The organism is Pseudomonas aeruginosa (assembly GCF_001457615.1).
In the GTDB taxonomy this organism is placed as follows: Bacteria; Pseudomonadota; Gammaproteobacteria; order Pseudomonadales; family Pseudomonadaceae; genus Pseudomonas; species Pseudomonas aeruginosa.
Genome location: NZ_LN831024.1, coordinates 3,000,415 through 3,023,949 on the forward strand (window position 1 = coordinate 3,000,415; position 23,535 = coordinate 3,023,949).

At 69.1% G+C, this 23,535-nt stretch carries 19 protein-coding genes and 1 pseudogene; 3 read left to right on the forward strand and 17 right to left on the reverse strand.

Translation table 11 applies throughout. From position 1 onward, the window contains the following. Positions 1-216: 216 nt before the first annotated feature. The 6 genes and pseudogenes from pvcD to AT700_RS13745 form a co-directional block, all read right to left on the reverse strand. Positions 217-864, reverse strand: coding sequence for a paerucumarin biosynthesis heme-binding protein PvcD (pvcD, locus tag AT700_RS13720; protein WP_031800280.1), 648 nt, complete (start codon positions 862-864; stop codon positions 217-219). Next, on the reverse strand, positions 857-2,359 hold the full coding sequence (pvcC, locus tag AT700_RS13725; protein WP_003122752.1) for a paerucumarin biosynthesis protein PvcC: 1,503 nt from the start codon (positions 2,357-2,359) through the stop codon (positions 857-859). Before pvcC ends, pvcD begins: the two co-directional genes overlap by 8 nt. Positions 2,360-2,410: 51 nt before the next feature. Then, positions 2,411-3,286, reverse strand: a complete 876-nt coding sequence (pvcB, locus tag AT700_RS13730; protein WP_003144144.1) for a paerucumarin biosynthesis oxygenase PvcB — start codon at positions 3,284-3,286, stop codon at positions 2,411-2,413. 17 nt (positions 3,287-3,303) lie between these two features. Further along, entirely contained in the window at positions 3,304-4,290 is a 987-nt protein-coding gene (gene pvcA, locus AT700_RS13735; protein ID WP_003089256.1) for a paerucumarin biosynthesis protein PvcA, read from the reverse strand. Positions 4,291-4,503: 213 nt separating this feature from the next. Continuing rightward, a complete protein-coding gene (locus AT700_RS13740) occupies positions 4,504-5,490 on the reverse strand; it encodes an asparaginase (RefSeq protein ID WP_003113732.1) in 987 nt (328 codons plus the stop codon). A 99-nt stretch (positions 5,491-5,589) separates the two neighbouring features. Continuing rightward, positions 5,590-7,034: pseudogene (locus AT700_RS13745) on the reverse strand (alanine/glycine:cation symporter family protein). 168 nt (positions 7,035-7,202) lie between these two features. On the opposite strand from AT700_RS13745, the gene AT700_RS13750 reads away from it, so the two are divergent. After that, complete coding sequence (locus tag AT700_RS13750; RefSeq protein ID WP_009315780.1) at positions 7,203-8,021, forward strand: Cro/Cl family transcriptional regulator; 819 nt, start codon at positions 7,203-7,205, stop codon at positions 8,019-8,021. Positions 8,022-8,152: 131 nt separating this feature from the next. Here the strand turns inward: AT700_RS13750 and lpdA are convergent, their stop codons facing one another. Genes lpdA through AT700_RS13770 form a run of 4 tightly spaced genes read right to left on the reverse strand, consistent with a single transcriptional unit; the run spans position 8,153 to position 13,119 of the window. Then, entirely contained in the window at positions 8,153-9,547 is a 1,395-nt protein-coding gene (gene lpdA / locus AT700_RS13755) for a dihydrolipoyl dehydrogenase (protein ID WP_023084269.1), read from the reverse strand. A gap of 3 nt (positions 9,548-9,550) precedes the next feature. Continuing rightward, positions 9,551-10,837 carry a dihydrolipoamide acetyltransferase family protein gene (locus AT700_RS13760; protein ID WP_003124668.1) on the reverse strand — a complete coding sequence of 429 codons (1,287 nt, stop codon included), beginning with the start codon at positions 10,835-10,837 and terminating at the stop codon, positions 9,551-9,553. Beyond that, positions 10,838-11,890: an alpha-ketoacid dehydrogenase subunit beta gene (locus tag AT700_RS13765; RefSeq protein ID WP_003089248.1), complete on the reverse strand. Its 1,053-nt coding sequence runs from the start codon at positions 11,888-11,890 to the stop codon at positions 10,838-10,840. Further along, positions 11,887-13,119: a 3-methyl-2-oxobutanoate dehydrogenase (2-methylpropanoyl-transferring) subunit alpha gene (locus tag AT700_RS13770; protein WP_003111886.1), complete on the reverse strand. Its 1,233-nt coding sequence runs from the start codon at positions 13,117-13,119 to the stop codon at positions 11,887-11,889. The genes AT700_RS13765 and AT700_RS13770 overlap by 4 nt, the downstream gene beginning before the upstream one ends. Before the next feature lie 309 nt (positions 13,120-13,428). On the opposite strand from AT700_RS13770, the gene AT700_RS13775 reads away from it, so the two are divergent. Beyond that, positions 13,429-13,890: an Lrp/AsnC family transcriptional regulator gene (locus AT700_RS13775; protein ID WP_003089245.1), complete on the forward strand. Its 462-nt coding sequence runs from the start codon at positions 13,429-13,431 to the stop codon at positions 13,888-13,890. Between the two features lie 71 nt (positions 13,891-13,961). After that, positions 13,962-14,255 (forward strand): inner centromere protein, encoded by a 294-nt coding sequence (locus AT700_RS13780; protein ID WP_003113727.1) that lies wholly within the window; start codon positions 13,962-13,964, stop codon positions 14,253-14,255. On the opposite strand, the gene AT700_RS13785 is transcribed toward AT700_RS13780, so the two are convergent. The 7 genes from AT700_RS13785 to AT700_RS13815 form a co-directional block, all read right to left on the reverse strand. Next, on the reverse strand, positions 14,256-15,257 hold the full coding sequence (locus AT700_RS13785) for a DNA topoisomerase IB (RefSeq protein ID WP_003117193.1): 1,002 nt from the start codon (positions 15,255-15,257) through the stop codon (positions 14,256-14,258). A 55-nt stretch (positions 15,258-15,312) separates the two neighbouring features. Next, a complete protein-coding gene (locus tag AT700_RS13790; protein WP_003113725.1) occupies positions 15,313-17,046 on the reverse strand; it encodes an FAD-dependent oxidoreductase in 1,734 nt (577 codons plus the stop codon). A 186-nt stretch (positions 17,047-17,232) separates the two neighbouring features. After that, positions 17,233-18,300: an acyltransferase family protein gene (locus tag AT700_RS13795; RefSeq protein WP_003160261.1), complete on the reverse strand. Its 1,068-nt coding sequence runs from the start codon at positions 18,298-18,300 to the stop codon at positions 17,233-17,235. 82 nt (positions 18,301-18,382) lie between these two features. Next, positions 18,383-19,792: a lipid II flippase MurJ gene (locus tag AT700_RS13800; RefSeq protein WP_003113723.1), complete on the reverse strand. Its 1,410-nt coding sequence runs from the start codon at positions 19,790-19,792 to the stop codon at positions 18,383-18,385. Between the two features lies 1 nt (position 19,793). Continuing rightward, positions 19,794-21,230: a biofilm formation protein PslJ gene (locus AT700_RS13805; RefSeq protein WP_003089234.1), complete on the reverse strand. Its 1,437-nt coding sequence runs from the start codon at positions 21,228-21,230 to the stop codon at positions 19,794-19,796. A 2-nt stretch (positions 21,231-21,232) separates the two neighbouring features. Further along, positions 21,233-22,336: a glycosyltransferase family 4 protein gene (locus AT700_RS13810; RefSeq protein WP_048521097.1), complete on the reverse strand. Its 1,104-nt coding sequence runs from the start codon at positions 22,334-22,336 to the stop codon at positions 21,233-21,235. Next, positions 22,327-23,535: a glycosyltransferase family 4 protein gene (locus tag AT700_RS13815; RefSeq protein WP_003158940.1), complete on the reverse strand. Its 1,209-nt coding sequence runs from the start codon at positions 23,533-23,535 to the stop codon at positions 22,327-22,329. Before AT700_RS13815 ends, AT700_RS13810 begins: the two co-directional genes overlap by 10 nt.

Here is a 23,535-nt window from a genome sequence, read left to right on the forward strand (position 1 = left end):
GGGGCTGTAGGGCGAATAACGCCACAGGCGTTATCCGCCGCTGGCGTCGCGGATAGGCGGCGGATAACCGCAAGCGGTTATTCGCCCTACGGATCGGGCTTCGGCAGCATCTCGGTCGCAAGCCATTCCAACTGGCGTAGGGCGAATAACGCCACAGGCGTTATCCGCCGCCGATGCCAGGGATAGGCGGCGGATAACCGCGAGCGGTTATTCGCCCTACGGCCCCAGGCTGCCCAGGTAGCCGGCGAGCGCCTGGATGTCGCTATCCTCCAGGCCGCCGGCGACCGCGCGCATGGTCGCGCTGTTGCCGCGCTTGCCGTCGCGGAAGCCGTGCAACTGGGTTGCCAGGTATTCCGCCCATTGCCCGGCCAGGCGCGGCGCCTTCAGCGCCGCCAGGCCCTGGGCGGCGGGCCCGTGGCAGGTGACGCAGGGCGGTACGCCGCGCTGCGCCAGGCCGTTCTCGAAGAGCTGGCGGCCGCGTTCGCGTTGCCTCGGGTCGGCCAGGGTCTGTTCGCCGGTACTCATGCGCTGGGCGGCGAACCAGGCGGAGACGTTGACCACGTCCGCCGCGCTCAGCTCCTCGCCGCGGCCGTTGGTGGCCGGGTTGCGCCGGCGCTGGGTCTTGAGGTCGTAGATCTGCTTGTACAGGTATTCCCGGTCGAGCCCGGCGAGCTTCGGGTAGCTGCGGTTCGGCCGCGGCCCGCCGTTGCCGTCGTCGTCGTGGCAGCGCGAGCACATTTTCTGCGCCATCGCCTTGCCGCGCGCCAGGTCGGCGGGCGCGTCCGGGCCCGGCACGGCGGCGGCCAGCGGCAGGGAAAGCAGGGCCGAGAGGCAGCCGGCCAGCCAGCGTTTGCGCTCAGTCATGCTGCCAGGGCCCCCGCAGCCAGCCGTGGATGTCGTAGTCGGCCATACAGCGCTGGACCATCGCCTCGCAGTAGGCCAGGTGCCCGCGACGGCTGGCCCAGGCCAGCGAGTCGAGGCGGATCTGCTCGGCATTGCCGGAATAATGGCTCTCATAGACCGCGTGGCGCGCGCCGAACTCGCTGCCGGTGGCGTCCCAGATCAGCTTGAACAGCTTCAGGCGCTGCTCCGGCTCCAGCTCGGCACCGCGGTAGTAGCTGTCCACCAGCCGCCGCGCCTCTCCGTCGCGCAGGTCGGCGGCGCCCGAGACGGTGACCAGCGGGGCGCCGCCGAGGGCGCTTTCCAGCAGCTCGCGGACCCGCTTCCAGATCTGCGGCACCTGGATGCGCAGGGCATTGGCGTACTCCAGGCGCGGCACCGCCGACCCGGCGGCGTTGCGCTCCGGGTCGCGGGCCATGGCGGTGGTCAGCGCCTGCAGCAGGTGCTGCAGGGCGATCAGCTCGCCGAGGGCAGCCTGTATCCCGCGGAAGCCCTGGGTGCCATTGGCGCGCACGCCGAGGGAAAGCAGGCCGATCATCAGCTCCAGCTTCACCCCGAGGCGGATGCCGGACTGGAAGTTGTACAGGTTGGCGAAGCCCGACTCGGCATAGAAACCGGTGGCGCGGCGCAGGTCGCGGTAGACCAGGACGTCCTCCCAGGGAATCAGCGCCTTGTCGAACAGCAGCACGCTGTCGTTCTCGTCGAAGCGGCTGGACAGCGGATAGTCGAAGGGACTGCTCGCGCGCTCCTCGTAGGATGGCCGGCACATCAGGCGCAGGCCGGGGTTGTCCATGCGGGCGAAGAACACCAGGGCGAAGTCCTCGGCCTTGCCGGCTTCCATCTGCGCCGAGGCGACCGGGGCGACGAAGGTGGCGTTGGTGATGGCGCTGCCGGTGGCGAGCATCTTCGCCCCGCTGACGACGATACCCTGGTCGGTCTCGCGTTCGACGTGGACGAACACGTCGCGCATCTCGTGGATCGCCTTGCTGCGGTCCAGCGGCGGATTGATGATCGCGTGGTTGAGGAACAGCCCGCGGTCGGCGAAGGCGCGGTGCCAGGCGCAGGCGTTCTGCCGGTAGTCGCCGTAGAAGCCGGCGCCGGCCTCCAGCCCGGACATGAACGCCGCCTTGTAGTCCGGGGTACGCCCCATGAAGCCGTAGGTCATGCGCGACCAGCAGCCGATCGCCTCGCGCGCGCCGAGCAGGTCCTCGGCGTTCTGCGCGGGGGTGAAGAAGCGGTGGCTGCGGCGGCCCTGGGCATCGACCCGGGTGAGGACGTCGCGCTGCTCGCCGTGGAGGCCGTCGTAGAGCCCGGCGATGCTGCGGCAGGCGTTGCGGAACGCCCTGTGCCGGGTGACATCGGCGACCCGTTCGCCGTTGAGGTAGACCTGGCGACCGTCGCGCAGGCTGTCGAGATAGTCGGCGCCGGTCATCAGCGCGTTGGGGACGGAATGGCTCATGCTGGTTCCTTGTCGGGACGCCGGCCGTGGCGCGCACGGCCGGCGGGGCGGTCAGTCGCGCTGCAGGTGCGGGTTGCGCAGCGCCGGCTCGGCGTGGATATGCACCCGCCGCAGGTGGCGCGGCGCGCGGTGGGCGAAGGCCTCGCGACCGTGCAACAGGGTCAGGTTGTCGGCGATCACCAGGTCGTCGCTGCGCCAGCGGTGGGCGTAGTGCGCCTGTGGGTGGTACAGGCAGCGGCGCAGGCTGGCGAGCAGTTCGCCGCGCTGTTCCGGGGCGATGCCGTCGTAGTGGAACTCGGAGGGGTTGATGAAGCTGGCGTCGCCCTCGATCGGCGGTTCGCAGAAACGCAGGGTGGGGAATTCGCGGCGCGGGTGGCGCTCGACTATCGGCGCCGCCGAGCGGCTGCTGTAGTGCGCCGCGCTGCGCTGGTACCGGCCGCTGGCGCGGCGCCAGAGTTCCAGCTCGCTACTGTCGGCCAGTTGCAGCGCCGCCGGGGTCGAGCTGAAGGTGGTGCGGCCGCCGTCGCTGTCGCCGGGCGCGTCGACACAGTGGAACACCTGGAATTCCGGGACCGTCTCCAGGTACATGCCGTCCCAGTGCAGCGGCACGTAGTTGTTGGCGAAGATGTGGTCCTCGGCGCCTTCCTGTTCCACCAGCTCGAGCACCGCGCCGAACGGCCACAGCATGACTTCGCCGAAGTCGTGGCAGTAGCGGGTCAGGCTCTCGGCGTCGGCGAAGGCGGCGAAGCCGCGCAGGAGCAGCAGGTGGTGGCTGCGAGCCAGGCCCTTGAGCCACTGCGCCGGCAGCTCGCCGACGTGCATGCCGGGGCGGCCGGGCTCCAGCAGCAGGCCGAAGCGCGGCTGGTTGCCCTGTTCGTCGCGCAGCGGCGAGAGACGTACCGGTTGATCGCTGAGATAGGCGTTCATCGTCTGGCTCCTCGGGCTCAGGCCACGGCGGCGCGCCGGGCGGCCCTGGCCGGCAGGCGGTAGTGACTGGGCTGGCCGTTGATCTGCACCAGCTCGCCGCCGAGTTCCAGCACCTCGCTGCGCTTCATCAGCACGAAGCGGTCCTCGGTGTTCACCGCCACGCCGTGCCAGGGCGTCAGCCAGTCGTCGCGGGTCGGCATCATGTGGATGCCGAACTTCAGACTGTCCGCCGGCTGCGGATGGATGGACAGGCGGATCGCGCGGGGGAACTGGTCGGCCAGCAGCGCGCCCCAGGCCCAGCTGCGCTGGATCACCCCGTAGGCGCGCTCCTTGGCGTCGCGTTGCAGGGCAGTCTTCGAGCCCTGGTAGTCGGGGGTCAGGCCGTCCTCGTAGAGGAAACGGGTGATGGCGCGGTACAGCAGCAGGCCTTCTTCGCTGGCCAGCAGGGTCTCGCGGATGCTTTCCAGCGGCTCGGCGTAGCCGTCGATCAGCAACTGGCGGAGCTGCTCGTGGTTGTCGCGCTGGGCCTCGAAGGCGCGTACGTCCTCCAGGTTGAACACGCCGATATGGGTGGCGCCGATCTCCTCGATCATCAGGCGCAAGGCATCCTGGTAGGCGCTGATGTGCGCATCGCCGATCCTCACCAGGTCGCCGAACACCCGGCCGTCGGAGCAGACGGTGATCTTCGCGCCCGGTGCATAGAACAGCTGGATGCGCTGGCACAGGTGGTTGAGGAACGACAGCGACAGGCGCTCGGCCATGTCCGGACGGCTGTCGAGGACCTTGCCGGGGTTCGGCGACTTGGCCGGAAACGCCGGCAGGACGAATTCGATGGGCTCGCCGGCTTCGATGAAGGCGGCGATGCGCGGCAACTGGACCTGTTCGATGCGGCGGATCTCGTCCGCTTCGCTGGCGCTCTGGCGATGCTCGGGGTAACGGCGGCGATAGAGCAACAGTTCTTTCAATACGCGTGCGGGAAGGGTGTCTTCGGCGATGGCGTACATGCAGGTGTTTCCTCCTTGTGGGCGGATGCCGGCGGGCCGGCAGCGGAAGGCGACATCCTGTGGACTCGCCGCCGGGGGATAAACCGGGGAAGGCCGGAAACACTGTTCGCTGAAGCTTGACGATGGGCGCCGGGCACGGCCGGGCCGCCGGCGTTGTCGCGTATCGCGGGGAGGGCTGAAGGAAACGGCCGCCGGCGGGCGGCCGCAGGGCGGTCAGTCGGCGTTCTCGCCGCACAGGTCGAGGGCGAACCAGCGTTGCGCTTCGTCGCGTCCGAGGCCGGCGCCGAGCAGGCCGAAGAGCTTGCCCAGGGCCGCCTCGCGGGTCATTCCGCCAGCCGAGAGCAGGCCGGCGTCGCGCAGGCGGCTGCCGGCGGCGTAGACGCCGAACTCGACCTGGCCGTAGGCGCACTGGCTGACCGCAGCGAGCAGCACGCCGCGGGCGTGGGCTTCGCGCAGCAGCGCCAGCAGCTCCTCGTCGTCGGACGGGCCGGTGCCGCTGCCATAGCATTCCAGCAGCAGCGCTTCCACGCCGCTGTCGAGCAGCCCGCGCAGGTGCGCGGCGCGCAGCCCTGGATAGAGCGGCAGCACGGCGAGGTTCACTTCCCGGCGCGGCTGGCGGTAGCCGAGCGCCGCAGGCACCGGCGCATGCTCGGCGTGGCGCGGTCGCGGCAGTTCGGCGAAGGCGTCGAACGCGTCGCTGCGCAGCTTGCTGACTCGCGCGCCGTGCAGCAGGGCATCGTTGAAATAGACCTGTACGCCGCGCGCGTGGCCCTCCTGGAGGACGCGCAGGGCGCCGACCAGGTTGTCCCAGGCATCGCTGCCCGGCGCGCCGGCCGGCAGCATGGAGCCGGTCAGCAGCACCGGGATCGGCAGGTCGAGGAGCAGGAAGGACAGCGCCGCGGCGCTGTAGGCCAGGGTGTCGGTGCCGTGCAGGAGCAGCACGCCGTCGTGGCCGGCGTCGAGCGCGGCGACGATGGCGTCGCGCATCGCCAGCCAGTTGCCCTGGGTCATGTTGGCGCTGTCCAGCGGCGGTTGCAGTTCGGCGAAGCGCCAGCGCAGGTCCGGGGCGTCGCCGAGGCTTTGCAGGTGGTCGCGCATGCGCGCTTCGAAGCCACCGGCCGGAGCCAGTCCCTGAGGGGTCTGCAGCATGCCGATGGTGCCGCCGGTGTAGAGCACGAAGAGGTTCTTGACTGGGAGCATCCGTAATCCTTGTGTCGGGCCTTTTCGCGCCGGACGTGCGAAGAGGGGACACCATTGTGGCGCAGGCGCCGCTCCGGGGGGAGGGCGCCTGCGCGAGACTCAGCGATTGCCGCTCGGCAGCGGCTCGGCGTCCGCCTGCGCCGGGGGCTCGGCGCGCTGGCCGGCGGGCCAGGCTTCGCGGTCCAGGTCGAGGTCGGCGAACTGCGCCGAGTCGAACACCGGTTGCTTGATCCCGGCGCGGCGCTGCACGTCATAGTCGCGCATCACCCGCAGGCCGACCTTGAACAGCAGGGCCAGGGCCATCAGGTTGACGAAGGCCAGGCAGGTCATGGTGATGTCGGCGAAGGCGAACACGGTGGACAGGTCCTGCACCGAGCCCCAGACCACCAGGGCCAGCACCAGCGCGCGGTAGCCGATCAGCACCAGGCGGTTGCGGCTGAGGAACTGCAGGCTGTTCTCGCCCAGGTAGAAGTTGTAGAGGATGCAGGTGAAGACGAACAGCGACAGGGCCACGCTGACGAACACCCGGCCCCAGTCGCCGACCACCGCGGCCAGGGAGTTCTGGGTGAGGACGATGCCGTCGCCTTCGAAGCCCGGGGTGTAGAAGCCCGAGAGCAGGATCAGCAGGGCGGTGCAGGTGCAGATCACGAAGGTGTCGAGGAACACGCTGAAGGCCTGGACCACGCCCTGTGCCGCCGGATGGCGCACGGCGGCGACCGCGGCGACGTTCGGCGCGCTGCCCAGGCCGGCCTCGTTGGCGAAGACGCCACGCTTGACGCCCATCACGATGGCGCTGCCGAGCAGGCCGCCGAACGCCGGGTCTAGGCCGAAGGCGCTCTTGACGATGGTTTCCAGCATTGCCGGGACGTGCTCGATCTGGCTGGCGATGACGTACAGGGTGACGCCGATGTAGGCCAGGGTCTTGATCGGCACCAGCAGGTCGGAGACCGCGGCGATGCGCTTGATGCCGCCGATGAAGACCACGCCGAGCAGCACCGCCAGGGCGATCCCGGTGTGCTGCGGGGCGAAGCCGAAGGCGTTCTGCAGCGAATGGGTGACGGTGTAGGACTGCAGGCCGTTGAAGGCGAAGCCGTAGGTCACCAGCAGGAGTACCGCGAAGACCACCGCCATCGAGCGCAGCTTCAGGCCGTGCTGGATGTAGTAGGACGGGCCGCCGCGATACAGGCCGTCGCCGTCGCTGCGCTTGTAGACCTGGGCCAGGGTGCATTCGAAGAAGCTGCTGGACATGCCGACCAGCGCGGTGACCCACATCCAGAACACCGCCCCGGACCGCCGAGGGTCACGGCGATGCCGACCCCGGCGATGTTGCCGGCGCCGACCCGGCCGGCGAGGCTCAGCATCAGGGCCTGGAAGGAACTGAGCTGGCCGGCCTGGCCGCGCAGCGATTCCCTGAATACGCCGAACATGTGGCCGAAGTGGCGGAACTGGACGAAACGCGAACGGATCGTGAAGTAGGCACCCAGGCCGACGATCAGGACGATGAGGACTTTTCCGGAAAGGAAATCGTTGAGCATTTCAAGCATGGAGGTCTACCTCGGTTCTTATTCTGGTACCGGCGTGCGCTGCGGCAGCGCCTTGGTGCGCGGCGCATGGTTGGCCATGACGCACCTGGTTACAATTTCGCGGGTTGCTCCTGCTTGATGCGACCTGATGCTAGAATCGCGTCCATAGCATCAGTTTTGGAGCCATCGATGTCCGAGCACCTGGGCGCCAATCTCAAGCTGCTTTGCAGCCATTACCGCTCGATTTCCGAGGTTTGCCGGCAATTGGCGATCAATCGCGCGCAGTTCAACAAGTACCTCAGCGGCCAGAGCCAGCCGACGCCCTACAACCGCAAGCGGATAGGCGACTTCTTCGGCGTCGAGGACTACGAGCTGGGCTTGCCGCCCGAGCAGTTCGCCCGCCTGATCGGCGCCCGTGCCAGCGCCCAGCCGCGCCAGTCCAGCAACGACCCGCTGTTGCGGCTGCTGCAACCGCTGCGCGCCGAGGCCGGCGACCTGAGCCGCTACTGCGGCTACTACTTCGAATATGCCAACTGCATGTCGGTGCCGGGCAGCATCCTGCTCTCCCTGGTGCATCTCTACGAGGAAGACGGGGTGTTCCTCTTCGAGCGCCAGGAACGCCAGGAGCGCACCAGCAGTACCGACGTGCAGGCGGAGGAGTGGGCGCGCTGCCGCTACCTCGGCGCGGCCTTCCAGTTGCAGGACCGGGTGTTCCTGATCGACTACGAGTCGCTGACCCTCAACGAGATGAGCCAGACCATCCTCATTCCCAGTTTCAAGAGCCGTATCACCCGCCTGAACGGCCTGAAGATGGGCGTTTCCAGCGGTGACCGGCGGACCCCGGCATGCAGCCGGGTGGTCTGGGAGTACCTCGGTGCGGAAATCAACCGGATCAACGCCTACCGCCAGGTGCGCCTGTACCGCCCGGACGATCCGCGGATCGACGAGGATATTCGCCAGCGCCTGGCGGCGGGGAGCTTGCGGCATGGGTTGCTGGAGACGGAGTGAGGGGCGGGGGATCGCGCAGGGCGGTGAGACCTGCTGACGACCCGGTTCGCGGCCACGAAAAAAGCCCCTTGCCCGACGGGCAAGGGGGTAATGTGCGCCGGTGGTTGGCCGGCTACCGAGGTTCGCGGGAATCAGATGTGCAGGGCGTGTCCCAGCGCGCGCAGGGCGGCTTCCTGGACCGCTTCGCCGAGGGTCGGATGGGCGTGGATGGTGCCGGCGATGTCTTCCAGGCGGGCGCCCATCTCCAGCGACTGGGCGAAGGCCGTGGACAGTTCCGAGACCGCCTTGCCCACCGCCTGCCAGCCGATGATCAGGTGGTTGTCGCGACGCGCCACCACGCGGACGAAGCCTTCGTTGGCCTCCAGGGTCATGGCGCGGCCGTTGGCGGCGAACGGGAAACTCGCCACCAGGCAGTCCAGGCCGGCATCCTTCGCCTGCTCCGGGGACAACCCGGCGACCACCACTTCCGGATCGGTGAAGCACACCGCGGGGATCGCCACCGGGGCGAACTGGCGACGCTTGCCGGCGATCAGCTCGGCGACCATCTCGCCCTGGGCCATGGCCCGGTGCGCGAGCATCGGCTCGCCGGCGAGATCGCCTATGGCCCAGACATTGCGCATCGAGGTGCGGCACTGGTCGTCGACCTTCACCGCCCGGCCGTTCATGTCCAGGCCCAGGCTTTCCAGGTTCCAGCCTTCGCTGCGCGGCTTGCGGCCGACCGCCACCAGTACCTGGTCGGCGGCGATCTCGCGCTCCTCGCCGGCGCCGTCGCGGACCCGCACGCCGTTCTCGCTCGGGCCCAGCAGGCTGTGCCCGAGGTACAGCTCGACGCCCAGCTTGCGCAAGGCCTGGGCCACCGGCTTGGTCAGTTCTTCGTCGTAGCCCGGCAGGATGCGTGGTTGCGCTTCCACCACCGCCACCTCGACGCCGAGCTTGCGGTAGGCGGTACCCAGCTCCAGGCCGATGTAGCCGCCGCCGACCACCACCAGGCGCTTGGGCAGGCTGCCGGGCGCCAGCGCCTCGGTGGAGGAGATCACCTTGCCGCCCAGCGGCAGGATCGGTAGCTCGACGCTCTGCGAGCCGGCGGCCAGCAGCAGGTGCTCGCACTCGATGCGCTGGCTGCCGCCGCCGGCGAGTTCGACCGCCACGCTTTTGCCGTCGAGGATCCTCGCCCAGCCCTGGACGACATCGACCCCGTGTTTCTTCAGCAGCGCGGCGACGCCGCTGGTGAGGCGGTCGACGATGGCGTCCTTCCATTCCACGGTGCGGGCGATGTCGATGCTCGGCGCCTGTACCTGGATGCCCAGCGCCGACCGGCCGGCATAGTGGCGGGCCTTGAGGTATTCCTCGGCGGCGTGGATCAGCGCCTTCGACGGGATGCAGCCGACGTTCAGGCAGGTGCCGCCGAGGGCGGCGCCCTCCACCAGTACGGTGGGAATGCCCAGTTGCCCGGCACGGATCGCCGCGACGTAGCCGCCGGGACCGCCGCCGACGATCAGCAGGGAAGTCTTCAGGATCTGGCTCATCGCTTACTCCAGGAACAGGGTGGCAGGATGTTCGAGCAGGCCGCGCACGGCCTGGATGAAGGCCGCCGCGTCCATCCCGTCGACCACCCGGTGGTCGAAGGAGGAGGAGAGGTTCATCATCTTGCGCACGACGATGTTGCCGCCGACCACCATCGGTCGCTCGACGATGCGGTTGACGCCGACGATGGCCACCTCCGGATGGTTGATCACCGGTGTGCTGACGATCCCGCCGAGCGCGCCGAGGCTGCTCAGGGTGATGGTCGAGCCGGACAGCTCCTGGCGTTGCGCCTTGCCGCTGCGTGCGGCTTCGGCCAGGCGCGCCACTTCGCTGGCGTTGCCCCAGAGGTCGCGCGATTCGGCGTGGCGCAGCACCGGCACCATCAGGCCGTTGTCGCTCTGGGTGGCGATGCCGACGTGCACCGCGCCGTAGCGGGTGACCACCTCGGCCTCGTCGTCGTAGCGCGCGTTCAACTGCGGGAAGTCGCGCAGCGCCACGACCATGGCGCGGACCAGGAACGGCAGCAGGGTCAGCTTGCCGCGCTGGCCACCCCATTTCTGGTTGAGATGGGCGCGCAGGGCTTCCAGATCGGTGACGTCGATTTCCTCGACATAGCTGAAATGCGGGATGCGTCGCTTGGCGTCCTGCATCTTCTGGGCGATCTTGCGACGCAGGCCGATCACCGGCACCGCCTGTTCGTCGTGTCGCTCGGCATACCCCTGCGCGGCGGCGCCGCTGCGCGCGACGCTGCCATCCTGGGTCAGGTAGGCATCGAGGTCCTCGTGGAGGACGCGTCCGGCGGGACCGCTGCCCTGCACGAACTGCAACTCGATGCCCAGGTCGCGGGCGCGCTGGCGCACCGCGGGGGAGGCCAGCGGGCGTTCGCCGGGCTGGCGCCGCTGCCGTGGCGCCTCGCTGTCGCGCAAGGCGCGCGGCGCTTCGGCGGCGGCTTTCGGCGCCGCGACCGGGGCTTCCTTCGGTTTCTCCGGGGTGGCGGCGACGGGCGCGGCCGGCGTCGCCGCGGCCGGACTCTCGGCGAGGTTGCCGGCACCTTCCACCTCCAGGCGGATCAGTTCGCCGCCCACCGCCATCACCTGGCCCGGCTGGCCGCCGAGGGCGAGGATGCGTCCGGCCACCGGCGAGGGAATCTCCACCGTGGCCTTGTCGGTCATCACCTCGGCGAGGACCTGGTCTTCATTGACCGAGTCGCCGACCTGGACATGCCACTCCACCAGTTCGACCTCGGCGATGCCTTCCCCGATGTCCGGCATCTTGATCACATGGGTACCCATTCAGACCTCCATCACACGCTTGAATGCCGCGCCGACGCGCGCGGGGCCGGGGAAATACGCCCACTCCTGGGCATGCGGGTAGGGGGTGTCCCAACCGGTGACGCGCTCGATCGGCGCCTCCAGGTGGTGGAAGCAGTGCTCCTGCACCAGCGACATCAGCTCGGCGCCGAACCCGCAGGTGCGGGTCGCCTCGTGGGCGATGACGCAGCGGCCGGTCTTCTTCACCGAGGCGACGATGGTTTCCAGGTCCAGCGGCCAGAGGCTGCGCAGGTCGATGATCTCGGCGTCCAGGCCGGTCTCGTCGGCCGCGGCCTGGGCCACGTAGACCATGGTGCCGTAGGTCAGCACGGTCAGCGCCGCGCCGGGGCGGACGATCGCCGCCTTGTCCAGCGGCACCTTGTAGTAGCCGTCCGGCACCTGGCTGGCCGGATGCTTGGACCAGGGCGTCACCGGGCGGTCGTGGTGGCCATCGAACGGGCCGTTGTAGAGGCGCTTGGGCTCGAGGAAGATCACCGGGTCGTCGTTCTCGATGCAGGCGATCAGCAGGCCTTTGGCGTCGTAGGGGTTGGACGGCATCACCGTGCGCAGGCCGCAGACCTGGGTGAACATCGCCTCCGGGCTCTGGCTGTGCGTTTGCCCGCCGTAGATGCCGCCGCCACAGGGCATGCGTACGGTCATCGGCACGATGAAGTCGCCGGCCGAGCGATAGCGCAGGCGCGCCGCCTCGGAGATCAACTGGTCGGAGGCCGGGTAGACGTAGTCGGCGAACTGGATCTCCACCACCGGGCGCAGGCCGTAGGCACCCATGCCGACCGCGGCGCCGATGATGCCGCTCTCGGAGATCGGCGCATCGAACACCCGCGAGGTGCCGTATTTCTTCTGCAGGCCTTCGGTGCAGCGGAACACGCCGCCGAAGTAGCCGACGTCCTGGCCGAATACCACCACGTCGTCGTCGCGCTCGAGCATGATGTCCATCGCCGAGCGCAGCGCCTGGATCATGGTCATGCTGGTGACCGTCTGGGCGTTCTCGTGTTGCGGGTTCATGGCATTCATACCCCGAGCTCCTGGCGTTGCCGGCGCAGGTGCTCCGGCAGTTCTGCATAGACGTCCTCGAACATGCTGGCGGCGCTCGGCACCCGGCCGTCGATCAGGGTGCCATGGCTCTCCGCCTGTTTCTGCGCGGCCAGCACTTCGGCTTCGAGGGCCTTGTGGGTGGCTTCGTGCTGTTCCTCCGACCAGATGCCGAGGCCGATCATGTGCCGCTTCAGGCGGGCGATCGGGTCGCCCAGCGGGAAGTTGGTCCAGTCGTCGGCGGGGCGGTACTTGGACGGGTCGTCCGAAGTCGAGTGCGGGCCGGCGCGGTAGGTGACCCATTCGATCAGGCTCGGCCCGAGGTTGCGCCGGGCGCGCTCGGCGGCCCACTCGGAGGCGGCGTAGACCGCCAGGAAGTCATTGCCGTCGACCCGCAGCGAGGCGATCCCGCAGCCCACGCCACGGTTGGCGAAGGTGGTGCCTTCGCCGCCGGCGATGGCCTGGAAGGTGGAGATCGCCCACTGGTTGTTGACCACGTTGAGGATTACCGGCGCGCGGTAGACATGGGCGAAGGTGAGGGCGGTGTGGAAGTCCGACTCGGCGGTGGCGCCGTCGCCGATCCAGGCCGAGGCGATGCGCGTGTCGCCCTTGATCGCCGAGGCCATGCCCCAGCCGACCGCCTGGATGAACTGGGTGGCGAGGTTGCCGGAGATGGAGAAGAAACCGGCCTCCTTGCTCGAGTACATGATCGGCAGCTGGCGGCCCTTGAGCGGGTCGGCCTCGTTGGAGAGAAGCTGGCAGATCATGTCCACCAGCGGGTATTCGCGGGTGATCAGGATGCCTTGCTGGCGATAGGTCGGAAAGCACATGTCGCCGTCGCGCAGGGCCAGGGTGTGGGCGGTGGCGATGGCTTCCTCGCCGAGGCATTGCATATAGAAGGAAAGCTTTTTCTGCCGTTGCGCGGTGAGCATGCGCGCGTCGAACAGGCGGGTCTTGAGCATCGCCCGCATGCCGCGCAGCAGTTGTTCGTTGCTGAGCTGCGGATTCCAGGGACCGACGGCGTGGCCGTCGTCGTCGAGCACGCGTACCAGGCTGTAGGCCAGGTCGCTGGTCTCGGCGGGCTCGACATCCACCGGCGGCTTGCGTACCTCGCCGGCGGGGGACAGGTGCAGATAGGAAAAGTCGGTCTTGCAGCCAGGACGCCCGGTGGGCTCCGGGACATGCAGACGCAACGGCTCGTAATCACTCATGACAGGCCTCCGGCCCGGTCCGGGCCAAACGGTTGGAGAGATCAGAAACGGGCGAACGGCGCTCGAAGCGGCGGACTGGGCGGATGGCGGGTTCCCGTCCTGTGGGTGGGGGCGGGTTGCAGGCATGCCGGGGTACGGCAGGCGCGGTCGTACTGGGTGACGTCACTCATGGTGAGGCCCTCGGGTTTTGTTTTTGTAATTTCAGTATAGGCTTCGGGTGCTAGTTTTTTGCTCCAAATTGACTAAGGTATTCCGGCAGTATTGGGTTGTTTGAACTACAAGAATCGCTGACAAGAGAAACAACGCACCATGGCTGAACTCGACCGCATCGACCTGAAAATCCTCCGTGCCCTGGCCGACGACGGCCGCCTGAGCTGGCGCGATCTCGCCCAGAAGGTCGGCCTGTCGCTGACGCCGACGCTGCGCCGGGTACGCCGCCTGGAAGAGGAACACTACATCCAGGGCTACTTCGCCCGGCTCGACGAGGAGCGCCTGTCCGGGGCGATGAGCGTGTTCGTCTCGGTGTCCCTGGAAAAGCAGACCGGCGACTACCTCGCTCGCTTCGAGGAACGCATCGTCGATGCGCCACAGGTCATGAGCTGTTTCCAGATGACCGGCGATGCGGACTACATGCTGCGGGTTGTGGTCAAGGATCTCGCCGCCTACCAGGCGTTCCTCACCAATACCCTGACCTGCATTCCCGGCGTGGCTGGCATCAAGTCGGCCTTCGCGCTGAAGTCGGTGATGCTGCGCTCGGCCCCGCCGCTCTAAGCATAGACCCTGTCTATCTGCGTAACGTTACGCTATTCTGATTGCGTAACGTTACGCAGATGGAGGCGTTCATGAAAGCCAGCAAACCCGGGCCCAAGCCGAGCGGCAAGGCCAAGTCGGCCGCCCAGCGGATGCGCGAATACCGCGCGCGCAAGGCCGAAGAGGCCCTCGGCGCCGAGCATTCCGACAAGGAGCGCGAGCGGCAGATCCGCCGTGAGGCGCGCGCCGAACTCGAACGCGTGAAGCTGGAGCAGCAGCGCCGCGAACACACCCTGCGCAAGGAACTGGAAGCCTGCCAGACCGAGATTGGCCGCCTGCTCGGCCTGCTGCGCCGGCACGGCATCGATCCGCACCCGGGCAACTGATCAGCCGGGCGTGTCGAGGAAGGCCAGCAGGGTCGCTTCCTCGGCACTCAGCCAGCGGCGCTTGCGGGCGCGCCTGAGCTGGCCCAGTTGCCCGGCCTGGTAGGCCTCGATGATCGCCGGGTGGATGTAGCATTGCCGGCAGATCGCCACGCTGTTGCCCAATTCGGCGGCGACCTCCGCCACCACCGCGCCAAGCCCGTCGGCTTCGGCACGCCGCAGGCGCTCCAGCGCCAGCGCGCTGCCGGCCCAGGTACGGTAGTCCTTGGCGCTGAAATCCTCGCCGGTATGCCGGCGCAGGTACTCGTTGATGTCGTGGGAGCCGATGCGGTGCGGCTGGCCGTCCTCGTCCAGGTACTGCAACAGGTCCTGGCCGGGCAATTCCAGGCAGCGCCGCAGCACCCGCGCCAGGCGCGGATGCTCCAGGCTGACGTCGTGCTCGATGCCGCTCTTGCCCTTGAAGCGGAACCGGATGCGACTGCCGTTCACGTCCACGTGCCGGGTACGCAGGGTGGTCAGGCCGTAGGAGCGGTTGTCGCGGGCGTAGCGGTGGTTGCCGACGCGGATCAGGGTGGCGTCGAGCAGCGCAACCGCCAGGGCCACCACCTTGTCGCGACCGAGGCCGGGCAGGCGCAACTGGGCGTCGATGTGCCGGCGCAGCCCCGGCAGCGCCTGGCCGAAGCGCAGCAGGCGCTCGTACTTGTCGGCATCGCGTACCTCGCGCCAGCGCGGGTGGTAGCGGTACTGCTTGCGCCCACGGGCGTCGCGGCCGGTGGCCTGGAGATGGCCGTTGGGGTCGGGACAGATCCAGACCTCGCGATAGGCCGGCGGAATGGCCAGCTTGTCCAGCCGGCGGATCTCCTCGGCGTCGCCGATGCGCTGGCCGTCGGCATCGAAATAGACGAAGCGCTTGCCCTGCCGGCGTCGACGGATGCCCGGCTGGCGGTCGTCGACGTAGCAGAGGCCGGCGGGCAGGGCGGGGATATCCGGTGGCGCTGCGCTCATGCTTGGGTTCCGAAGGAAAGCTTGCCTGTTTAGGCCGCTGCGCCCGCTGGAACGTTCAACCGCGCTGCGCTTGCTCCTGCTCGTAGCCGAGGGCGCCGGCGATATGGCGGCCGGCGATGTAGCCGAAGGTCAGCGCCGGCCCCAGGTTGATGCCGCCGGAGGGATAGTGGCCGGCGAACAGGCTCGCCATGTCCGCGCCCGCCGCGTACAGGCCGGGGATCGGCTGCCCGCCGCCGTCCAGCACGCGGGCCTGGGCGTCGGTCTTCAGCCCGGCGAAGGTGCCGAAGCAGCCGGGCTCGACCTGCACCGCGTAGTACGGTCCGCGTTCGATGGGGGCGACGCAGGGATTCGGCCCCGGATACGCCGGGTCGCCCTGCTTGCGGTTGAATGCCGTGCCGCCGCGGCCGAACTCTGGGTCGCGGCCCTCGCGGGCGTGGCGGTTGTATTCGGCGACGGTGGCGGCCAGGCCGGACGGGTCGATGCCGCAGCTCCTTGCCAACTGATCCAGGCTGGTCCCGCGCTTGAGATAGCCGCTGCGCAGGTGCGCGGCGATCGGCAGCGGCGCCGGACGCACGTAGCCGAGGCCGTAGCGACGCAGGAAGCGCCGGTCGCAGACCAGCCAGGAGCGTGCCGGCTGCCCGGGCGGGGTGGCCTCGAGCAGGGCGGCGACATAGTCGTGGTAACCGTGCGCCTCATTGACGAAGCGCCTGCCGTTGGCCAGCACGCCGATCAGCCCGGGCTTGCCGCGCTCAATGATGTGCGGGAAGTGCCCGGTCTCGCCATCGCCGTGGGGAACTCGCGAGACCGGCGCCCAGGCGATCGGCGAGCGCAGGTCGTCGGCCACCCGGCCGCCGGCGCTTTCCCCCAGGCGCAAGCCGTCGCCGTTGCAGCCCGGCGGCGGCAGCGGCAGCAGGGTGTCCAGGGTGGGGGCCAGCTCGGCGCGGCGCTGCGGATCATGGGGAAAGCCGCCGCAGGCCAGGACCACGGCGCCTGCCTCGATGCGCAGGAGTCCCTCGGCGCTCTCGACCAGCGCGCCGACCACCTTGCCGTCACGCAGCAGCAGTTCGCGGGCTGGCGCCGATTCGATCAGGCGCACACCCAGGGCTTCGGCGGACTTGGCCAGGCGCGCTACCAGGGCCACGCCATTGACCAGGTGCATGGCGCGACCGTAGCGCAGCAGGTGCCAGAGGTGGCTGGAAAAGCGCCGGGCGACATGCAGGAAGGCCGGCAGCGAGCGGGTCAGGTCGAGGAAGGCGGCGAGGTCGGCGCCGGCCATGATCGGCATGCCCATGAACGAGGTCTCCCGCAGGGTCTTGCGCAGGCGCGGCAGCAGCGGGCCCAGTTGCCGTGCGTCATAGGGCGCGGCGACCAACTGGTGGCCGCCCTCGGCGGCGCCCGGCGTGTCGCCATGCATGTCCGGGATGCCGTTGCCGTCGACGAACCGCAGGTGGGTGTGGCGCTCGAAGAAGGCCACCATGTGCGGGCAGGCTTCGAGGAAGGCGTCGATCCGCGCGGCGTCGTAACGCTCGCCCAGTTCGTGGCGCAGGTAGGTACGCGGTTGCTCGATGTCCTCCTCGATACCGGCGCGACGCGCCAGCGGGTTGCGCGGCAACCAGGCCCAGCCGCCGGACCAGGCGCTGGCGCCGCCGAACACCGGGTCCTTCTCCACCAGGACTACCCGGCGCCCGTGCCAGGCCGCGGTCACCGCCGCCGCCAGCCCGGCGGCGCCGGAGCCGACGACCAGCACGTCACAGGTTAGCGGGGTGGTCTCGACGGCCGCAGAGGTCATGGCTTCTCCCTTTTTCAATATTTCGGAACGATGTTCCATATTCTAGGGAGGCAATGCCCGCGTACCAACCCGCTCAGCGAAAGGAGCGGGCGATCATCGGCCAGGTCGAAGCGAGGTCGGCCGCCCGTTAGGGAAAAGGGAGACGGGAGGGGAAAGGCCCGGCGCAGGCGCACCGGGCCGAGGGCGTCAGCGCGCTTCGCCGCCGCCCTGGACCGCGGCGGTCTTCTTGCGCACCGGGAAGGGAAAGTAGAGGGCGCGCAGCAGCGCGACGCGCTTGATCACTTCGCCGATCAGCAGCGAGACGATCACCGAGATCACCAGGGCGACGCTGGCAGCGGCCGGTTCCGACAGACCCAGGTGGACCAGCAGGTTGAAGGTCTTGTGCTGGATCTCGCCGTGGAAGATCAGCAGGATCAGGGTCGACTGGCCGATGTAGGTCATCGCCTTGCCCAGCCAGTCGATCTTCATCATCAGCCCGGACAGCGCCCAGCACAGGTAGACGCCGCTCACTGCCTGGACGGTGGCCCAGAACCAGTGGTCGTAGCGGCGCTGCGCCATGTCCACCACCGTCGGGTAGTAGAGGAAGCTGGCGGTGGTCACGGCAAGGGCGATGCACAGGGTCAGCAACGAACTCTGGTGGCGACGCAGGACGTCGCGCAGGACATAGCCGAACATGAAGTGGGCGCTGCTGATCAGGGTGATGTCCAGGCTGAACGGCAGGCCCGGCAGCAGGTACTGTTCGCCGCCGAACTCCACCGGGATCTGCCAGAACGTCTTGAGGAACAGGATGCCCAGGCCCAGTTGCACGGCCAGCAGCACGCAACTGGCGGCGAGGGACAGGCCGAGACGCTGGATGACGCGCAGCATGAACCAGGCGAACAGGGTCGCTACCCAGAAGTGCGGCAGGTACCAGAGCGCCTGCCAGGGCAGGGTGTCGACCGAGGCGTACAGCACTCCGCCGATGTCCGGCAGCAGCGGCTGGCCGCGCAGCAGGTCGCGGAGGATGACGTAGCCGAGCATGGTCACGAAGAACGGCTTGAGGAGGGCGTCGGCCTTGCGCAGGGCCATCTCGCCGAAGGGTTGCTCGGTCCTGAAGAACACCCCGGAAATGAAGAAGAACAGTGGCAGGATGAACGGAGAGAGCAACGGATAGAGCACGGTCGGCGAACTGGCGACGAACCAGCTGTGCCCAAAGACGATGATCAGGATGCCCACGCCGCGGGTCACATCCATCTGAATCCAGCGTTTTTTCACTTTGCAACTCCCGCTTGACGCGCTAACTCACAGTGGTTGTTCGAAGGCCCCCAGGGCCAGGCTCCCTACCCGGAGCCATGGGTCAATCGGTGCGCCAGGGCCGCAGCCAGAGCGCCATGCCGAGCAGCGCCAGGCAGCCGGCGACGGTGCCCAGGCCCAATTGCAGCCAGATACCGTCGATGCGGAACAGCAGGCCGGCGGCGAGCGCCATGGCCAGGGCGTTCAGTAGCCACAGCCGGGCCCAGGGCAGGGCGCCGAGCAGGGCCTGGCGACGCATCAGCAGCAGCGCGGTGCAGAGCACCCCGCCAAGGGCCGCGAGGGGAATCCCCGGCAGTCCGAAAATCAACGGCAGGACCGCCAGCAGCGCGGCGTTCAGCGCGCTGCCGAGCAGCTCGCAGCGCAGCGGCAGGCGAGTATCGCCGGCGGCGTAGGCGTAACGCGCCAGCAAGGCATTCCAGGCGCCGAACACCAGTGGCACGGCGAACCAGGCCAGCAGCGCCGGCAACGGCGAGCCGGCGGTCTGCCGCGGCAGCAACAGGGCCACCAGGCCGGGTGCGGCAGCGACCAGCCCGACCCCGGCCGGCAGGGTCAGCAGGCTGGCGGTCTCCAGGCCGCGGCGAAGCAGGGCCAGACGCTCGCCACCCTGGCGTCGGCTCATCATGCCGAGCAACACCTGGTTGAGGCTCATCAGGGCGATCAGCGGCAGGTTCATCAGCTTGCGCGCCAGGTTGACCCAGGTCACCGCGCCTTCGCCGAGCAGCGAGGCCACCAGCCGCTCGACCAGCGCCAGGCCCTGGCTGGCGGCGTTGCTCAGCAGCAGCGGAGCGATGCGCCCGCCAAGCTCGCCCAGTTCGACGCCGGAAAGGCGCCAGTGCCAGGGCCGCCAGCCCTCGATCCATAGCGAAGGCAGCAGCACCAGCGGCATCAGCAGGCTGCCGAGCAGGCAGGCCAGGGCCAGTTGTTCGGGCTGGCTGGCCTGGCCGTGCAAGGCCAGGTAGAGCACCGGCGGCAGGTTGAACAGCAGCGAGCCGAGCCCGGCCAGGACGAAGCGCTCGGCGGCCTGCAGGGGGATGCTGAATAGCGCATGGAGCATCAGCCCCGGCACGCACCAGGCGAGGACCCGCAAGTTGGCCGCGGCCTGGGCGCTGGCCGTCTCGGCCAGGCCCGGGCCGAGCAAGCGCACCAGCCAGGGCGCCGCCGCCAGCAGCAGGAGGCTGAGCGCCACGGCGATACCGAGCAGCGCCGGGAGGATCGCCGCCAGCCAGTCGAGGCGACGTTCGCCCTGGCGTTCGAGAAACAGTGGCAGGGCCGCCGCGCTGAGCACGCCGCCGGCCAGCGACATGCGCAGGGCCTCGGGCAGGAACAGGGCGATGAGGAAGGCGTCGCTGCGCTCGCCGGCGCCCCAGGAGGCCACCAGCAGCCATTCGCGGGCGAAGCCCAGGCACAGGCCGAGCAGGGTGGCAAGGGTCAGCCAGAAGGCGGAGCCGAGCATCTCAGGCCTCGGCCCCGCGCTCGAGCTGTCGCTTGAGCTTGCGATAACCCACCGCCCGCGGTTGCGGCTGGCGTTCCGGGAACAGCCGGCGGGCTTCCAGCAGGTTGATCCCGACCAGCAGCCAGAACAGGCCGATCATCACCACGGCGAAGCTGAAGTAGTGGTCGAACAGGCCGCTGACCAGCGCCGCCAGGATGCCGCCCGTACTGCCCAGCCAGATCGCGTTGTCGCGGGTCAGGCGGATCGGGCCTTTCTCCGGACGGGCTTCGCGCCACCAGCGCCAGGTCACCGCGATGAACAGCAGCATGCCGCCGAGGCCGACCTTGTACATGAAGTTCAGCCACAGGTTGGAGATGCCCAGGAGGTCGGTACCCGGCACCGGCGGGTCGACCTTGAAGCCGATTCCCAGCGGATAGCGGGCGACGGCCTTGGGGAACATCCGGTATTCGTCGAAGCGCACCTCGGTACTGGCGTTCTGCGGCGAGAAGATGGTCGCCAGGCGTTCCTGCAACGGCGGGTAGCTGAGCACCAGGACCACCACCAGGCCGACCCCGAGCAACAGCAGGCGGCCGGTGTAGGGCACCTTGCGCAGGGACATCCAGAACAGCACCACCGCCAGGCTGAGCATCGCCCCGCGGGAACTGGCGAGGAGGATCGCGGCGGCGCCGAGGACCGCCACGGCGAGGCCCAGGCCGCGCCGCCAGCCCTGGTTGGCGACCCCGTAGCAGAACGCCAGGGGCAGCAGCAGGGCCATGATCCCGCCGGTGGCGTTGGGGTGCATCCATGGCGAGCCCATCCGCGAGGAAAGCGCCTCCAGGCCGAACTTGAGGGTGTCCAGGTTGGCGTAGTTGAACATCGCCAGGATCGGCGCCATCCCCGACGCCGAGCGGTAGCGGATGAACACCGCGATGGACATCAGCAGCATCGCCAGGGTGCCCAGCAGCAGGGCGATGACCAGGGTCTCGCGGTTCTTGCGCTCCACCAGCAGGCGTCCGGCGAGGAACACGATGGACAGGTTGAGCAGCCAGCGCAGCCAGTTCGACAGGCCGCTGGCCTCGGCCTTGATGCTGACCTGGCCGACCACGAACGGCAGCACGGTGAACAGCATCAGCCACAGCAGCATGCGCTCGGTGGAGCGGTAGCGCAGCGCCGGCGCCGGCGGCAGGCGCGAGAGGAAGATGTGCCAGAGCACCGCGCCCCAGGTCAGGGCGAGGATCGCTTCGCTGACCGTCGAACGGATCCCCACGTTGACCGTGGAGTAGGGCATGAAGGTCGCCACCAGGGCGAACAGCAGCAGCCCCCAGAACGGGAAGCGCAGGATGGTGACCGCGGCCGCCAGGCCGACCATGGCGGCGCCGGCCTTGGCCGGGCTGAGCATCAGCAGCGCTCCGCCGAAGGCCAGGCCGAAGACGACAGCGACGAGGTTTCCCAACGACATTCTCAACTCAGTTCCTCGATCAGTGCGGCCAGCCGTTGCCGGTAGGCTTCGCGGTTGAAGCGCGCGGCCCAGGCGATGAGTTCTTCCGCCGAGGCTTCGCGCGGCGCATCGGCCAGGCGCAGCATCAGGCGTTCCAGGGCGGCGCCGTCGCTGGGCGAGAAGCGCGGCGCCGACGGCGGGGTGACTTCGTCCAGCGAGGTGCCGCTGGCCACCGCCACCGGCGTGCCGACGCTCAGCGCCTCGACCACCGGCAGGCCGAAGCCTTCCGCGTAGGACGGTTGCCAGAGCCGCTCGGCCTGGCGGTACAGCGCGTGCAGTTCGGCGTCGTCGAGCCCGCCGAGCGCGTGCAGGCCGGGCAAGCCGCGTTGTTCCTCGGGCAGGTGGTCGAGGCTGCCGACCAGCACCAGCGGCGGCACGCCGGGCGCCTGGGCGCGTGCCCGGGCCCAGGCACTGACGAACCAGGGCACGTTCTTGCGCAGTTCGCGGGTACCCACCAGCAGCCAGTAGCGTGGCGGCAGGCCGCGTGCCGAGAGGTCGGCGGGTCCGCCGGCGAAGCCGTCGACCTGGTTGGGCAGCACCCGGACTTTCCCGGCGACCCCGGGAAACAGCCGCACAGCCTCGTCGGCGCTGTACTGCGAAGGGGTCCAGACACGGTCGGCGACACGCAGCGCATAGGCGATCGACAGGTAGTCGCTGACCCGATAGACCAGTGCCTTGAGGCGGTTGGCGTGGTAGTTCTTCAGGGTGATCTGGAACAGGTCGTGGATCAGCAGCGCATAGCGCACGCCCGGCGGACGCGGCGGTAGCGGCAGGCCCATGTTGAAGGTGCTGATGTACAGGTCGATGTCCTGCTCGCGCAAGACGCGTGGGAGGAACCCGGCTTCGAAGCGCAGGCGCTGGTGCGGCTGGTGCATCGCGGTGCGCGGGCAGCCCCACGGCGGGCAGACCGCCCGCTGGCGCAGCGGGTCGTCGAGAGGGGCCACGGTGAAGCGGGTCACCTGCGTGCCGGGCAGGCTTTCCAGGGCCTGCTCCATGGCATAGACCTGGCGGCTGATGCCCGAGTGCGGCGAGCTGCCGACGGTGCGGTAGTCGAGTCCTATGCGCATGCCGGCGCTCCTTCGGCGAGGCCGGCGTAGACCTGTTCCAGTTGGCTGGCGGCGACGCTCCAGTCGTGCGCGCGACGTACGTAGGCGCGGCCGTTCTCGCCCAGCGCGCGGGCCTGCGCCGGGTCCTGCAACAGGCGCACCACGGCGTTGGCGAGCTGCTCGGCGGATTCGCCGCCGAGGTAGTCCTCGCCGTCCCGCAGTTCCAGGCCGGAAACGCCCTGCGCGGTACTCGCCAGCGGCAGCCCGGCGGCCAGGGCCTCGAGCACCTTCAGCTTCGAACCGCCGCCATGGCGCAGCGCGGCGAGGAACACCGAACTGCTCGATTGCAGTTGCAGCAGGTCGGGAACGAAGCCTTGCCATTCGATGCGCGGATCGCTCCAGCGTTGCGCCCACTCCGCCGGCAGCGCATAGCCGCAGACGCTCATGCGCGCCTCGGGGCAGTGTGCCCAGACCCGCGGCAGGATCTCGTCGAGCATCCATTCCACGGCATCGACGTTCGGTGCGTATTCGTAGTTGCCGAGGAACAGCACGCGCTGCGCTTCGGGCGTCGGCCGGGCGGCGGCGAAGTGCTCGCAGTCGACCCCGTTGACCACCACTGGCACCGGGCGGCCGAGCATCGCGCCGAGCTGCCGCGCATCTTTCTCGGTCACGGCGACGACCGCTGCCGCCTGGCTCATCACCCGGCGTTCCCAGCGGCGGTAACGCCACTGGTCGTAGCGCACGAAGGGCAGCGCCCAGCCCGGCAGGCGGTCGTAGGTGGCGGCACCGAGGGACGACTCGACGTTGTGCTCGGTGAGCACGAACGGCTGGCCGGCGTCGCGCAGCGGTCGCTCGTAGGGCTGGAAGCTATAGCTGTGCTCGACCTGGACCACGTCCCAGGGCTCGCGCAGCAACTCCGTGGCGGTGCGTTGCAGCTCCGCCGACAGGCCGTTGACGCTGGCCAGCAGCGGGTAGGGCGCGAACAGCGCGGCGAGCAGCGTGGAGAGGCTGCGCAGCGGCCGGCGCGGCAGCACGACCAGGCGTTCGAGGAAGGGCTCCAGGGCCTGGCGGTCCTCGGCGCTCACCGGCTGCTTGCTGTGCAGCAGCACGGTGATCCGGTGGCCGCGTGCCGCGAGGCTGCGCAGCAGGTGGTACTGGCGGGTCTTGCCGCCGCTGGTGGTGGGCCAGGGCGAGTAGGGCAGGATCCAGAGAATACGCAT